This window comes from Streptomyces sp. XY431, assembly GCF_001279805.1.
In the GTDB taxonomy this organism is placed as follows: Bacteria; Actinomycetota; Actinomycetes; order Streptomycetales; family Streptomycetaceae; genus Kitasatospora; species Kitasatospora purpeofusca.
In genome coordinates, this window is the sequence record NZ_LGDO01000483.1 from 59,748 (window position 1) to 74,394 (window position 14,647).

The 14,647-nt window shown below is 70.4% G+C and carries 13 protein-coding genes; 10 read left to right on the forward strand and 3 right to left on the reverse strand.

Annotated features, from left to right (window positions below):
• Nucleotides 1–297 precede the first annotated feature (297 nt).
• Together ADK60_RS31660 and ADK60_RS31665 are read right to left on the reverse strand one after the other, a co-directional pair.
• Complete coding sequence (locus ADK60_RS31660; RefSeq protein WP_053650442.1) at nucleotides 298–1,932, reverse strand: UvrD-helicase domain-containing protein; 1,635 nt, start codon at nucleotides 1,930–1,932, stop codon at nucleotides 298–300.
• Nucleotides 1,929–3,563 (reverse strand): ATP-dependent nuclease, encoded by a 1,635-nt coding sequence (locus ADK60_RS31665; protein ID WP_053650443.1) that lies wholly within the window; start codon nucleotides 3,561–3,563, stop codon nucleotides 1,929–1,931. The genes ADK60_RS31660 and ADK60_RS31665 overlap by 4 nt, the downstream gene beginning before the upstream one ends.
• 177 nt (nucleotides 3,564–3,740) lie before the next feature.
• Between ADK60_RS31665 and ADK60_RS31670 the strand changes: the two genes are divergently transcribed.
• Entirely contained in the window at nucleotides 3,741–4,676 is a 936-nt protein-coding gene (locus tag ADK60_RS31670) for a DUF5655 domain-containing protein (protein WP_053650444.1), read from the forward strand.
• A gap of 90 nt (nucleotides 4,677–4,766) precedes the next feature.
• Here ADK60_RS31670 and ADK60_RS31675 read toward each other — a convergent pair whose 3' ends face one another.
• On the reverse strand, nucleotides 4,767–5,516 hold the full coding sequence (locus ADK60_RS31675; protein WP_053650445.1) for a DNA-methyltransferase: 750 nt from the start codon (nucleotides 5,514–5,516) through the stop codon (nucleotides 4,767–4,769).
• 565 nt (nucleotides 5,517–6,081) lie between these two features.
• Here ADK60_RS31675 and ADK60_RS31680 point away from each other — a divergent pair.
• From ADK60_RS31680 to ADK60_RS31720, 9 genes are all read left to right on the forward strand, one after another.
• Nucleotides 6,082–7,248: a C40 family peptidase gene (locus ADK60_RS31680; RefSeq protein WP_053650446.1), complete on the forward strand. Its 1,167-nt coding sequence runs from the start codon at nucleotides 6,082–6,084 to the stop codon at nucleotides 7,246–7,248.
• 72 nt (nucleotides 7,249–7,320) lie between these two features.
• Nucleotides 7,321–7,632, forward strand: a complete 312-nt coding sequence (locus tag ADK60_RS31685; RefSeq protein WP_035800273.1) for a DUF6112 family protein — start codon at nucleotides 7,321–7,323, stop codon at nucleotides 7,630–7,632.
• A 2-nt stretch (nucleotides 7,633–7,634) separates the two neighbouring features.
• On the forward strand, nucleotides 7,635–8,336 hold the full coding sequence (locus ADK60_RS31690; protein WP_053650447.1) for a hypothetical protein: 702 nt from the start codon (nucleotides 7,635–7,637) through the stop codon (nucleotides 8,334–8,336).
• Between the two features lie 22 nt (nucleotides 8,337–8,358).
• The gene (locus ADK60_RS31695; protein WP_053650448.1) at nucleotides 8,359–9,825 is read left to right on the forward strand and encodes an SCO6881 family protein; all 1,467 of its coding nucleotides are present in this window, start codon (nucleotides 8,359–8,361) and stop codon (nucleotides 9,823–9,825) included.
• 148 nt (nucleotides 9,826–9,973) lie between these two features.
• On the forward strand, nucleotides 9,974–11,443 hold the full coding sequence (locus tag ADK60_RS31700; protein WP_035800265.1) for a PrgI family protein: 1,470 nt from the start codon (nucleotides 9,974–9,976) through the stop codon (nucleotides 11,441–11,443).
• A 33-nt stretch (nucleotides 11,444–11,476) separates the two neighbouring features.
• Nucleotides 11,477–11,926, forward strand: a complete 450-nt coding sequence (locus ADK60_RS31705) for a DUF6238 family protein (protein ID WP_053650449.1) — start codon at nucleotides 11,477–11,479, stop codon at nucleotides 11,924–11,926.
• A gap of 17 nt (nucleotides 11,927–11,943) precedes the next feature.
• A complete protein-coding gene (locus ADK60_RS31710; protein ID WP_053650450.1) occupies nucleotides 11,944–13,449 on the forward strand; it encodes a putative type IV secretion/conjugal transfer ATPase in 1,506 nt (501 codons plus the stop codon).
• A 36-nt stretch (nucleotides 13,450–13,485) separates the two neighbouring features.
• Nucleotides 13,486–13,902, forward strand: coding sequence for a hypothetical protein (locus tag ADK60_RS31715; protein WP_053650451.1), 417 nt, complete (start codon nucleotides 13,486–13,488; stop codon nucleotides 13,900–13,902).
• Nucleotides 13,903–13,981: 79 nt separating this feature from the next.
• On the forward strand, nucleotides 13,982–14,551 hold the full coding sequence (locus ADK60_RS31720) for a hypothetical protein (RefSeq protein ID WP_159400676.1): 570 nt from the start codon (nucleotides 13,982–13,984) through the stop codon (nucleotides 14,549–14,551).
• The last annotated feature ends 96 nt before the right edge of the window (nucleotides 14,552–14,647 follow it).

Genomic DNA, 14,647 nt, shown 5'->3' on the forward strand with positions numbered 1-14,647 from the left:
GCGTGGTGCCGCCCCGTGCCGTCTCGTGACGTTTTGCCTGATCAGAGCACGTGCGGCTGGTTGACCTGTGTTACCCCGTACTACACCGTCCAAAGGCGTCCGTCCACCGGCGGTCCACCGGGAGGGTCTCCTAGCGGCGATGAAGGTCGGCCCGCAGGGCTTGTCAGCTCCCTACAAGCACCCCCTGGATGATGCTGCCGCCGAACGGATCACTCCGGTCGCCGGCACGCCCAGCGTATCCGCATGCTTCGGCCGATCCCAGCGGCCGACGAAGCCGTGGCGCTGACAGCGAGCACCCTACGCGCACGTCAGTGGGCTGACCACGTTCGCCAGAAGGTCCCACCAACGGGATGGCGACTCTGCCGCGTACCAGTCCTCTGTGCGCCACCGGTTCTCGACCCGAGTGCAAACAAGTCGTGTCTTGGCCCGCGAGGCCATGACATGCAGGACCCGGAGTTCTTCGGCCAGCCGAGCGTCGTCGGAGGTCGAACGGAAGTCCGGGATATGCCCTTCTTCGAGGCCCACGATGTACACGACGTCGAACTCCTGGCCCTTGCCGGCGTGTCCCGTCAGGAGATGTAGCCCTGGGGTGACCGGGGCCTCCGAGTCCTGCACGGCCCTGCAGGTTGCGACAGCCTGCGCGACTGTCGCTCCCGCCTCGAGCTGTTCTCGCAGCGATGCGATTGCACCGCTCAGGTGGTCGCTTGCCTCGGCGGCGTCGATCGGCAGGTCTGCTTGGCAAAGCTCAGCCAACCGTTGAAGCTGGGCCTCGGGCTCGATCCGTCGCGCGGTGGCTTCGCCCACGTGGCGCTGGAGCAGGCCGACGATCTCCGGCTGGTGCGTGTCCAGCTGCCAGTTCTGGTAGCCGATCCCGTCGGCTTCGAGGGCGGTGATCAGCTCGTTCAACCGCGTGGTCCGGCGAGCGACGACCCCGATGGTCAGGTCCGGCTGAGCCTCAAGCTGCTGGCGGATCGCGGGGACCAGCGCGCTGGCCTCCTCGTCGGGATCCTCGCTGATCACCACCTCGACCTTGGCGTCGTCCCCCCACTTCTCGGGACTGGCGCATTGGAGGCGAGTGGTGCCGAGCTCCCCGGCGAGCGCGTTTACGGCGGCCAGGACGGCCGGGCTGGACCGGTAGGACACGTTGAGCTCCACAGCCTCCTGGACGACGGCGTGGATTGCCTCGAAGACGAGGTCCGGCTCGGCGCCAGCGAAGGCATAGATGCCCTGTGCCGGGTCGCCTGCGTAGGTCGTCCGCCCGGCGCCGATCGCTTGGACCATGCCGAACTGGAGGAGGCTCAGGTCTTGAACCTCGTCCACGAGCACCACGGCGAAGTGCTCGTGGTAGAGCTGGGCCACTCGGGGGTCGGCGAGGAGGCGGGCCCCGTAGCGAATGAGATCGTTGTAGTCGATAAGCCCTGCTTCGCGCAGCACCGATTCGTATCGGAGTGCCTCGGCGTTGCCAGCTGCTGCAAGGCGGCGGAGGACCTCGTCGTCGTCCCAGAGCCCCACCTTGGCCTGGGATAGCGCGAGGTCGGCGGCTTCGCTGTTCCTGTAGGTGATCCCTGCTGCCTCGCGATGGCGGTTGACTCGCACCTTCTCGGGGAACGCCTGCTGGGGATCAAGGCCGAGGACCTTGCCGTGCGCCCGGAGAATCCGGCCGGCCAGTCCGTGAAAGTTGCTCACGGTGACCGAGGCGCTCTCCCGCGCGGACATCACTTGCCGTAGGCGTGCGTTGAGATTGTCCCGGGCCTTGTTGGAGAAGGTAAGCGCGAGGATCTTGCGCGGGGAGGCGATGTGGCCAGCCCTGATGAGGCCGGCGGCACGGTCCGCGAGGGCATAGGTCTTCCCGCATCCTGCGGGAGCTACCACGAGAAGGTCGGCGGGCCCAAGCTCGCGCAGCTTCTGGCGCGGGTCAACGGACGGATTCAACCCGCCACCGCCCGAAGGTGGTCGCACAGCTCGGTCATGCGCTCTGCATCAGTAAGGGTGAGTCCTGCCGTAACCGCAGCAGCCGCCTGGACCTTCCTCCTCTTGTGGCCACAGAAGGCAATCAGGTCTGCCTCCGTGACGTCGTCCACGCTTTGGGCGTTGCTCGCCGCGACGATCGCGGCCTCGTAGAAGTCCGGGCTCTTGAGGAGCTGCTTGAGCAGCTTCTCCCGCCCGAGCGCCTTCGCGTACATGGCTTCGAGGTCGGGGCTGCAGACCAGGATGCCGCTGGCTTCCAACGCCGCCGGGTCAGCTCCGATGACCTTCGCCCATTCGTCCCGCTTGTCTTCGTCAGTGACCCCGTAGATAGGCAGGTCGAAGCCCGTGGGGCCGAGCACCTTGTACGCAGGACCGAAGGAGCTTCCGCCGCCAAGCTCGATGACGGCTACACCGACTCGGTCGAGCGATAGGCCGATAAGGTCCGCGACAGCCTCGCAGATGATCTTGTCGCTCGATCCTTCGACGAAGAGCAGCCGACGTGCTGTCAGGGCGTCGATGATGCTGGGGATCCAGTGCTTGGCAGACTGAGCGCCGCCCGTAGCAAACGCATCGACGGGAAGCTGCCGGGGACTCCGGTCGGCGCCGAACGCCACGATGTCCTTGGGGTCCATCTGGCCGACGAGGGCGGCTGAGTGGGAGACCACAAGCCGCTGCCCGGCGCCCTTGCGGAATGATCGCGCTACTGCCCTTTGGGCGCTGGTGTGCAGGTGTGTCTCGGGCTCATCGATCGCGACGATTCGGGCTGCCCGCTGGGACATGCCCAGAAGTGCGAGCACAGAGAGGGCTCGCACGCCGTCGGACTGCTCGGCCAGGGGAGCCAGGTGATCTCCGTCCTGGATCGCGACCGTCATCCCCGCGAGGGGGGAGCCGATCAGATCGCCGGCTGTCGAGATGTGGACCTGGTCGGCCTTCACGGGCTTCGGCAGCGCCTCGGAGAGCGTGGTTGCAAGCTCGGCGCCGAACGCACCTACTGCTGCTGCCCGTTGGACTGCCTCTCTCAGCTGCTTGGCGGCCTGCTCGATGGCTGCGGAGTCGCGGCCCAGATCGAGGCTGCCAAGCAGTTCCTGCATCGTTCCGCCGGCACCAGCCAGCTCTCGCGCCAGCGAGCGAGCGGCAGGAACGTAGGCCCACCCAATGGCGTCGAACTGTGCCCGCGAGGGCCCGCGCCCGTGTCCGGCGTCGACGAAGAATCGACGGACTTCCTTGGTCTCCTCGGCGTCATCGCCTTCGGAGTCAACGAGGTTGAGGTCCGCCTCGATCGCGATCTTGACCGTGTTCGAGGCGCCGACGATCACCTCGTCCGGAAACGCCGCGAGGTCGTCGGGTTCGAGGTTCGAGAGTTCGACCTCCAACCTCAGCTGCTTGGTTGCATCAGTGAAGTCGCGGACGTTGACCGCGGCCATCAGCTGGGCGCGGGTCATGCCGAGGCACATGTGTACGGCGCGGAGGACGCTCGACTTGCCGGAGTCGTTGGGGCCGACCAGCACCATGTGGTTGCGTACATGGATCTCACCGTCGGGCAGTCGACGGTAGTTCTCCCACGCGATCCTGACGATCCGCAACTTGTACCTCATTGTCCGAGAAAGCCGCCTAGGTAGCGATCTTCCCAGTTATCGCCACTTGATCACCACCTCATTCTGGAGACTTTCCGGGCTGCTCGTCCGCGGGCCGCCTGGTCTGCCAGCCGAGGGCGGAATATCCAGGTCAGCTCGTCGATTGGTCTCCTCGTACGGTCATGCGAAGGGGGCTGGGTGAGCGATCTGAAGGTGTTCCGGCTCGGGGCGGACGGCCGGGACGTGGAGCTGCGCAGCTCGACGGTTGCGCTGGAGGTGCAGTTGCAGCGCCGGGTGGAGGCGAGCATGGAGGCGATGCTTGGCATCCGCTTCCTGGCGTCGGAGTACTCGACCGGTCCGTGGCACCGGGGCCGGGTGGACTCGCTGGGCCTGGACGAGAACGGCGTGCCGGTCGTGATCGAGTTCAAGAAGGGCAACGACAGCGGGGTCGTCTCGCAGGCCGTCTCCTATCTCACCTGGTTGAAGAGCAGCCACCACGAGTTCGAGGCCCTCGTCAGGGAGAAGCTGAGTCCGGAGGCGGCCGACTCGATCGACTGGCGTGCTCCCCGGGCGCTGTGCATCGCGGCCGGCTTTTCGCACCACGACCGGGTGGCCGTCGGCGACCTGGGGCGGCAGTGGCCGATCGAGCTGGTCCGCTACCGGATCTTCGACGGCGGGCTGCTGAGCCTTCAGCTGGTCGAGCCGGTCTCCGCCACCGTCAACCCGGCGGCCGGGCGCAGATCGACCACGCCTTCGGTGCCGGCGGCTGCCGCCGAGGCGGCCGAGCTGCCGGTCGTCGGCGACGTACCGGAGTGTCTCCGGGATCTGTACGGCGAGCTGGACGAGGTGCTCACCGCGTCGGGCGAGGTGGAGACCGTCGTCCTCAAGCACTACATCGCTTACCGGCGGCTGCAGAACGTGGCCAGCGTGATCTTCCGGCCGTCCGCCTCGCACCGGGTGATCCTGGCATACCTGCGGTTGGACCCGGACACGGTGGAGCTGGAGGAGGGCTTCACGCGCGACATGCGCGGGATCGGGCACCTGGGCACCGGGGACCTGGAGGTGCGGATCGCCTCGGCGGCCGACCTCAAGAAGGCGGGACCGCTGATCGAGCGGGCGGTTCAGGCGGCCTGACCAAACGACGAGGGCGGCTGGAGGTTCATGCTCCAGCCGCCCTCGTGCGTCTGCGGGCCGGTCGGTGCCGGCTGTTCGGGGCTCTCACGGTCACGCCTCCGGTCCGGCAAGGACGAAGTCGTCCTGCGTCAGTTCGGCGCGCAGGCGCTGCTCGGCCACGTCCGCGTAGTGCGGGGAGAGTTCGGCGCCGACGAAGCGCCGGCCTTCGCGCAGGGCGGCGACGCCGGTGGAGCCGCTGCCGGTGAAGGGGTCGAGGACGACACCGTCCTCGGGGCAGATCTGGACGAGCTGCTGCATGATCTCCAGCGGCTTCTGGGTGATGTGGACCCGGTCCTTGCGGGGCTGGCTGGCGATGAAGTGGCCGGGCAGGTAGATCGCGCGGCTGTTGTCGAGGGTGCCCTTGACGCCCCAGGTGATGAACTCCGCGGACTGCTTGAAGCCGCCCTTGCGCGGTCGGCTGGCGGGCTTGATCCACGGGATGGTGCCCTGCCACGTCCACCCGGCCATCTGCAGTGCGTCGCTGGTCGTCGGCTCCTGCCTCCAGTCCGAGAAGACCATCGCGACCGAGTGCTCGGTACTCGCCCGGTACGCCTCGGTCAGCAGCTCGGTCAGCCACGAGCGGTAGGAGCGCTGATCGCGGTTCTCGCCGGGGAAGGTCTTCAGGTCGTGCGCGGAGTTGGACGTCACGTACTTGGCGCGGGCGTCGCGGCTGGTGCGCTCGGAGGAGGTCCGCCCGCCCGAGTTGTACGGCGGGTCGGTGATGACGGCGTTCACCGACTCGTCGGGAAGGGACTTGAGGACGGTCAGGGCGTCGCCTCGGTGGAGGATGTAGTTGCTCATGGGGGCCTCTCTCAGGGCAGGGGTGGACCCGCTCCCGGCGGTGCCCGGCGGCTGCCGCCGGGAGCGGGGATGAGCGGGACGGTAGCCGCGATTCCCGGCCGGACCTAACGGCGGCGCGAGGGGAGTCGTGGCTGGTGAAAGCCCTGTTTGGTCCGGCCGGACTTCGGGTCTACTGTCTCGCCATGCCAACCGGGCAGGAGGCCAACTCGGCCCGGGACGGCTCGTGTTGATCCGTGTTGTCCCGTCCAGCGGGGCACCCTGCGGGTCTGCGATCCCCTTCGCACTCTTCGAGGAGACCTCGTGTTCCGGCTGAGATTACGAGCGCGGCTGGCTGCCGCGCATGACCCGACACCGGCGTCCCGGAGCTACCAACTCCCCTGACCCGGGCCCGCCCTGAGCGGCGGATTCACTACCGGCGCGGTGCCGGCGACTTCTTTGCACGAGAGGCCGGCACCGCGTCTCCTACGAACCTCCGAGGAGCCGCTGCGATGCAGCATGCCCTGGCACAGCCCTGCCTTGATCCACCACTTCCTGCCGTCGTCCGCTTCGCAGAGCGGCGGCGACGATGAGGAAGACTGCGGGTAGCTTCCTCAGCCTCGTCGCGGTCGGCCCGCTGGTTCTGGCCCTGCCGATCGTGGTCGCCGCCGCCGGGAGCGCTTCCGCCACCTGTGTCCCTGGCGGTGATTCACAGCCTGTGGATACAGCCGCCGTCGCTCAGCAGGTGAAGGCGATCCTGAACGGATCGAGCCCGCTCAGCGCTCCGGGCGTCGCGGGGCTGGACAAGCCGGCCGAGCAGATCCCCAACGCCCAGGCCATCCAGGCCACCGGTATCGCGATGCACATCCCCGTCCGCGGGCAGGTCGTCGCGCTGGCGACCGCGCTCCAGGAGAGCGGTCTGCGGAACATCAACTACGGCGACCGCGACAGCCTGGGCCTCTTCCAGCAGCGACCGTCGCAGGGCTGGGGCACACCGGAGCAGATCATGCAGCCGGTGTACGCCTCGACGAAGTTCTACGAGGGCCTCCAGCAGGTCTCCGGCTGGCAGTCGATGACGATCACCCAGGCCGCCCAGGCGGTACAGCGAAGCGGCTACCCGGACGCCTACGCCAAGTGGGAGCCGTTGGCGACGGCGTTGCAGCAGGCCATCGCACCGCTGCTGGCCAACCCCGGCAACGGCTCGAGCCCGTCACCGTCGCCGACCGCGAGCCCGTCCCCGGCCACCCCGTCTCCCACCGCCCCTTCGGCGGGCGGCGGTTGCTCGACCGCGGGCGGCGACGGCAGCGGCTTCGGGACGATCCCGCCCGGCACCCTCCCCGAGGGCTACGCGATCCCGGCCGACGCACCGCCCCAGGTGCAGACCGCGATCCGTTGGGCGCTCGGCCAGCTCGGCACGCCCTACCAGTGGGGCGGCTCGTGCACCGACTCCCACGGAGCCGACCCGATGGGCCGGTGCGACTGCTCCTCGCTCATGCAGATGGCCTACAAGGCCGCCGGGATCACCTTGACCCGGACGACCTACACGCAGGTCACCGAGGGCACCGCCGTCTCCGCCGGCGCCCTGAAGCCCGGCGACCTGCTGTTCACCCGGGGTACCGCCCTGCGGCCCGAGCACGTCGGGATGTTCATCGGCGGCGGGCTCGTCGTGCACGCCCCCAAGACCGGTGACGTGGTCAAGGTCTCGACCCTCGCCTCCTGGCAGCCGGACATCCTCGCTGCCCGCCGAGTCCTCTGACCGGCGCTTTCTCCCCTTCTTCCCCTTTCTCTTCGGTGCACCTTCGCGTGCCCGCATTCCCCTGGAGTTCTCATGTCCTACCTCGCCGATGCGGTCACCCAGCTCGCCTACGACCCGGGCATCCAGCCCAACGAGGGCGGCCTGCCCGGCCTCTCGGTACTCAAGCAGGTGATGGGCTCGCTGAACCTGTTCGGCATCATCGCGGTGGTCGGCGCGCTTGCGGTCAGCGCGGGTGTGTGGGCCTGGGGCCACCACTCGGGCGGCCACCAGGCCGAGGCCAACGGCAAGAAGGGCGTACTCGTCAGTGCAGGTGCCGCGCTGCTGCTGGGCGCGGCAAACGGTGTGGTGGCCTTCTTCTCCGCACTGGGCAGCCAGGTCAAGTGATCATGCAGAAACGTTCTCTCTCGTCTGCTTCCCGCAGCGGGAAGTCCGGCGGCGCCCTCGTGCGCCGCCGGGCGCTGCTGGGCACCGTGGTCCTGGTGGCGCTCGTCGCCCTGGCCGGCCTGTTCTCCTACCTCACCCGCGACAACCGGGAACCGTCCAACCACTCTTCCGCACAGCCGACTTCGCCCGCTACCACCTTCGCACCGGCTTCGCCGTCGGCCCTGCCGAGCGGCCCGTCGGCAGCTCTGCCCTCGCCGCCGGACACCCGTGACCCGATCGCATTCGGGAAGGCAGCGGCGGTGGCCCTGTGGTCGTACGACACCCGCGCGTACTCCCAGCCCGAGCTGGTGGCCGCGCTCCACCGGTGGCTGACGACCGAGGGACAGTACGTCGACGCCGACTCGGTCGAGCGCCAGGTGCCCTCGCCGATGCTGTGGGGGCGGATGGCCGACTCCGGCCAGTTCGCCACCGCGACCGCGGCCGAGGCGCACTTCCCCGACAGCTTCACCCGCGCGCTGCAGGCCGATCCGGGGGCGATCACCCAGGCGTACGTCTACGCCGTCACCGTCTCCGGCAAGCAGTCGATCGCGTGGAGCGGCTCGCCCCAGGGCGGCGCCGAGGACCGCTCGGCCACCCTCGCGGTGCAGTGCCGCCCCGACCGTCCCTGCGCTCTGGTCGGCGTAATGCCGTCCGTCGCGCCCTGACACCACGAAGGAGGTGCCCTTCGTGGGCGTCTGCGACATACCCCTGATGAGCCAAGTCTGCACCGTGGTCGACGCGGTCAGCTTCGCCTCCAACCCCGGCAAGTCCATCACCGACGGCATCGGCGCGTGGATCGCCAAGAGCATGGGCGAACTGGCTGCCAGCGCCACCGACCTCGCCGCTCGCGCGGTCGACCAGACCACCGCCATCGACCTGAGCGCCCCGTGGTTCAGGGACAACTACCAGCTCATCCTGCCGATCGGGCTGATCCTCACGGTGGGCACGTTCTGCGCCCAGCTGATCCTGGCCGCCTGGCGGCGGGACGAACGCGCCCTCGCCCAGGCCGCCTGGGGCACCATGACCGGCGTCCTCTTCTCCTTCTGCGCGATCAGCTTCACCGCCGTGGCCGTCACCACGGTGGACGCCCTGTCCGCCGGCCTGTTCAAAGCCGCGAACACATCGGTGGACGACGCAGTCAGGCGCCTGGTCAAGGTGTCCGAGCTGGGAGCGATGTTCCCCCTCGGCTGGGCGATCCCAGCACTGGTCGCGGTCGGCTGCGCCATCGGGGCGTTCCTGTACTGGGGCGTCATGGTCGCCCGCAAGGTCGGCGTCCTGGTCCTGGTCGCGCTCGCCGCGTTCGCAGGGGCCGGCGGCGGCTGGGAGGTGGCCAAGCGCTGGCGGCGCGGCTGGATCGAGGCGACCGCCACCCTGGTGGTCAGCAAACTGCTGATGACCGTGGTCTTCCTGGTGGGCGTCTCGGCAATCGGCAAGACGGACGCCAAGGACGGCCTCGGCGCGTTGTCCGACGCCATGGCCGGAATCGTGATCATGGTGCTGGTGCTGCTCTGCCCCTACGCCGTCTACAAGTTCGTCCACTGGGCAACCGACGGCGGCGGCCACGACGACCTCCACCGCACCGGCGTCGCCGGGATGGCCGTCGCGGCAGGAGCTGCGAAGACCGCAGGCAGCCTCGCGATGCAGATGGGCACCGGCACCCCCATGCCGCAGGGGCCGAGCCAGGTCCCCGGCATGGACGGGGGCGGTGCCGGCGGCATCGACCCGACCGGGCGCATCAGCAAGGAAGGCATCGACGCCGGCCCCGCCCAACAGCCGACAACCTTCCGCTTCGGCGAGGACCCGAGCGCGCCCGGCGACCGCGGACGGGCCCTGGTCACCCGGCCCGGCATCCCTGCCCTGGTCACCCGCCCGTCCTCCGAGGGCGGCGGCGGACAGCCGCAGGCCGAAGGCGGCGGAGAGCAGGCAGCCTCGGCCACTCCGGGCACCGGGGGCTTCTTCACCGCCGGCACCGTCGCCCCGCCGGGCACGGGTTCGCCCGCACCCTCGGCCCCAGCCACGCCTTCGCCGTCAGCCCCGGCTCCGGCTCCGGCTCCGGAAGGCCCGGCGGCGGCCGTACCGCCTTCCACCGGGACCTCCGCGCCGGACCCGGTCAGGTTCATCTACCCGAACCAGCCGCCCGCGTCCGGCTCCTGACCGGACCACCACCCGGGGTGGGCCGCGTCCTGCGGCCCACCCCGGCCCCACCGCCCTTTCCCTCTGCTGAAGGAGTCCGGCCATGAAGTCCAGAAGAGCGCCGCGCCCCCGCCCGCCGCCCGCACGCTCACCCCCCTCTGGAACCTCGATGTCCTCAATCCCGAAGCCCGACGCTCCCGCGTCGGTCAAGTTCCCGCACCGCAGCCGCCGTGGAATCCTCCTCGGCCTCAGCGCCTCGCAGCTGATCACCGTCTCGGCCACCGGCCTGCTCCTGCTCGCCGTCCTCGTCACGCGCGGCGTCGTCGGCGCGCTCCAGCTCATACCCCTGTGGGCCGGTGTCGCCGCCTTCGTCCTCATCCGCTACCGGGGCCGCACCCTGGCCGACTGGGCACCGATCGCCGTCCGGTACGCGCTCCGCCGCTTCCGGGGCCAGCTGATCTGGCTCGCCCGCCCCTCCCGACGGCCGGTCCGCGAAGGACTGCTGCACCTGCCCGGCAGCGCGGCCAGCCTGCGCGTACTCACCGCCCCTGACCGCCGCTACGGAGCCGTCCACGACCCGCACGCCGGTACCCTCACCGCCGTCGTGAAGGTCAGCAGCCGCGCGTACGCCCTGCTCGACCCCGGCACCCAGAACGCCAACGTCAACGGCTGGGGCCGCTCTCTGGCCGCGTTGGCCCGCACCGGCCACGTCGCCCGAATCCAGGTGATCGAGCGGACCGTCCCCGACTCCGGCGACGCCCTGCGCCGGTACTGGGAGGAGCACGGCAAGCCCGACGCCCCGCTGGCCGGAGCCCTCTACGACGAACTGATCCGCGGCGCGGGCCCGGCCGCCGCCCCCCACGAGTCCTACGTCGCCATCGCGCTGGACTTCAAGGCCGCCCGGCGGCTGATCAACCAGGCCGGCGGCGGCCTGATGGGAGGCTTCAGCGTCCTCGCGCAGCTGACCTCGGCGTTCGAGCAGTCCGCCCGGACCGCCGGGCTCAACCCGAACGGCTGGCTGTCCGCCACCGAGATCGCCGCCGTCGCCCGCACCGCCTACGACCCCAAGGCCCTTGCGGCACTGGACCGCTGGTCCGAGGACGGGCGCCCGGCGGCCGACCCGGCAGCGGCCGGTCCGGTGGTCGTGGTGGAGAAGGCCGACCACATCTCGACCGACTCCGCCCACCACACCACCTACTGGGTGGAGAACTGGCCCCGTACCGAGACCAGCCCCGGGTTCCTGCACCAGGTGATGTTCGCCCCCGGCGTGCGCCGCACCGTCTCCCTCGCCTACGAGCCGAAGGACCTGGATGCCGCGATGCGCGACGTCCAGCGCAAGAAGGCCAGCGTGATCGCCGACTCGGCCGAGCGCGCCCGCAAGGGCCAGGTCGCCTCCGAGGCCGACTCGGTCGAGTACCAGGACATCCAGGCCCGCGAGCGGCAGCTGATCGCCGGCCACGCCGACGTCGCCCTGACCGGCCTGCTGACCGTCTCGGCCGACACCGAGGAGCAGTTGCGCTCCGCGTGCGCGGTGGTCGAGACGGCCGCCGTCGGTGCCCAGCTCGACCTGCGCCCGCTCACCTGGCAGCAGGCCGAGGCGTTCACCGCCTCCGCCCTGCCTTTCGCCCTCGCCGCCTGATGCCGGCCACCCCTTCGCCGAAAGAGCACCCCGATGCCGGCCACCACCGCCACCGCGCAGGACTTCGTCCCGTACGCGACCGCCGCGATCGACTTCCACCGCGCGCTGAACGTCCCCGCAGGTCCGCTCGTCGCCTCCCGCGCCGAGCTGGACTCCCTCCACGAGCACCTGGTCGCGCTGCACGGCCTCCTCGACGCGCATGCCCAGCGCGGCTCCCCGCTGGTGCCGGTCGAGGGCGACCACCTCAAGGCCACCCGCACCCGGCTGTGGCAGGCCGCCGAGCACCTCCACGCCGCCTACCACTCCTCCCCCCGGCCGGGCAGCGGCGAGGTCCCCGACGCCGAAGCCTGCCGGGCCCGCCGCCCCGAAGGTGCCCCGGAGCTGAGCATCTGCCGCCGCCACCAGGAGGCCGCCCAGCTGGTCCGCCGCCGCACCACCCCCGCCGATCTGCACTCGCCCTTCACCGGCCTCGTCCGCCACTGACCCCGGAATCCGTGATCATGCCCAGGAACCGCGCCACCGCCAGCCCCCTGTTCGTCCCCCGCAAGACCTCCCGCGCCCAACAGCGCGCAGCCCGTGCCGAGTTCGCCGAGGCCCGTACCAAGGCCCGCCGCGCCGAAGCCCCCTCCGAACGCCGGGAGTTCGAGGGCGTCGACCCCGAACTGCAGGCCACCTACCCCGTATCCGGCCGGCCCGGACGCGCCTCGGCACGCGGCGGAAAGCTCCGCCTGCCCAAGCACCGGATGACCACCGCCGTCGCGGGCGGCGCGTATCCGTTCCTCGCCGAGGCCGGACTCGGCTCCGAGGGGATCTTCATCGGCCGGGACCTCCACGCCGAGGGCAGCTTCTGCTACGACCCGTTCGCCCTGTACAACTCCGGCCGAATAGAGGGGTTCACGAACCCCAACGCGGTGCTGTGCGGCGTGATCGGCATGGGCAAGTCCGCCCTCGCCAAGTCGATCGCCACCCGGGCCATCGCCCACGGGTACAAGATCTACATCCCGTCCGACCCGAAGGGCGAGTGGTCGGCTCTCGCCGACGCTCTCGGCGGTCAGACCATCGCGCTCGGCCCCGGCCTGCCCGGGAAGTTGAACCCATTGGACGCGCCCGCCCGGCCTGCCGGAGTGAGCGAGGAGGACTGGACCAGTGAGGTCCGCAAGCGGCGCCTCCTGCTGCTGGCGAGCCTCGCGGCCACCGTGCTCAAGCGTGATCTGCTGCCGATGGAGCACACCGGGCTCGACGTCGCGCTCGACCTGGTCGTCGCCGAGGCCGAGGCGGCGGGCAGTGTGCCGCTGCTGGGCGATATCGCCCATGCCCTCGGCCGCCCCGAGCGTCTGGACGCCGCGCTCGGCGACGATGCCGGCGGCCTCGGCCGGTCTGTCGACGACCTGGCGCACGCATTGCGCCGCCTCGTCCATGGCGACCTCAGCGGCATGTTCGACGCGCCGTCGACCGTCAGCTTCGACCCGGACGCGCCGATGCTGTCGATCGACCTGTCGCGCCTGGGTTCCAGCGGCGACGACACGGCGCTGGTGCTGGCGATGACGTGCGCGAGCGCATGGATGGAGTCCGCGCTGGCCGATCCCGACGGTGGCCGCAGGTGGGTGATCTACGACGAGGCGTGGCGGATCATGCGGCACGTCGGCCTCTTGGAGCGCATGCAGCAGCAGTGGAAGCTCAGCCGCGGCTTGGGCATCGCCAACCTGCTGATCCTGCACCGGCTTTCCGATCTGCTGTCCGCGGGTGACGCGGGATCGCGCGGCCGGGTTCTGGCCGAGGGCCTGCTCGCGGACTGCAGCACCCGGATCATCTACCGGCAGGAGCCGGACCAGATCGCGGCGTCCATGGTCCTGCTCGGCCTGACCGGCGTCGAAGCCCAGGCCATCGCCGCTCTGCCCCGTGGGCGTGGCCTGTGGAAGGTGGCGGGCCTCAGCTTCATCGTGCAGCACCTCCTCCATCAGCGCGAGCGCCGTCTCTACGACACCGACTTCCGCATGACCGCCTAGGCCAACTACCTATCATATAAACCGAGTTGAGGACCAGTGTCGCACACCGGACGCCCGCGCATCGTCTATACCGACCACTCCGAGCTGACGGAGGAGGACTTCACCGCCTTCGAGTCCCTGATGGCCGCCCAGCGCATCGCCAGGGGCAGCGGCCACGACGCCAACTGGGATCTGATCCTCACCGAGGAGGGCTCGGACAGGAACGGGTGGTTGCACACCACCGGTGTCTTCCGCCCGGCTCCGGAGGGCCGGCTCACCCGTCCCGTGCCTCTGGGCTACGTCGAGATGGAGTTCAGCCGGGACGGGAAGGCCCTGCCTGACACCCCGGCCGGGGCCGACCGACAGCGGACCACCGTCGCCCTCGCCCGCAGCACCGGCGGACGCCATGGTGCCGGGGCCGAGGCGGCCCCCGCTGCCCCGGCCACCGCACCGGCAGTGCGCCGCACCCGCTGACCGTTCGCGCCCTCTGCGGCCACGGCGCCGCAGGTAACGATTCCAACCGCCAACCGACTTGGGCAGGGACTTCACCATCATGAGCAACCTGAGCTACTGGGTGTACGAGGGGAGCCGTCGCAGGCCCGGCGAGCTGGCGAGCGATCCGGCCCATCTTCCCGACAACGCTTCGCCGCTCTACCGCCCGTCCTCTTCCCGGGTGCAGGCGTCTTCGCCGGAGAGCCTCGACCGCGCCACCCGCCGTCTGGCTGACGCCGACGAGGCGGAGTTCCCGAGCCTGTTCGGCCAACTCGTCAGCAGCAGCTTCGGCGCGGTCGATCAGCTCCACGAGCTGCTCAGCACCGCCGCGGATTGGTGCCGGGACCACGACGCGCGTCAGTACGGGGCCGAGTTGGAAACTCTGGCGGACCGAGTCGCTGACCTCGGCGAGGAGCTGCACCTCGTCAACGACAGCCTCGGCCGTGAACTTGCCTCCCGGAGCAACCGGCTGGCCGCCGCTGTCAGCCGGTCCCCCTCGCGTCCGCCTCTGCCCGCTCCCACCTCAGTGGCTCAGGCCGCAGCACGGGAGGGCGCGCGAGGGCCGGCCCCGATGCCCCAGAGCCAGCCACCGATCGCTGCGGCCTCGCCCGGACGCCGCCGTTCGCCCTGACCGGCGCTACCACCGGATCACGGCCCCGCCAAACCGGCGGATCTCCGCATCCTCGTCCTCGTCCCCTCACCTCCCGCCGGCCCCGGCGCTCCGCCA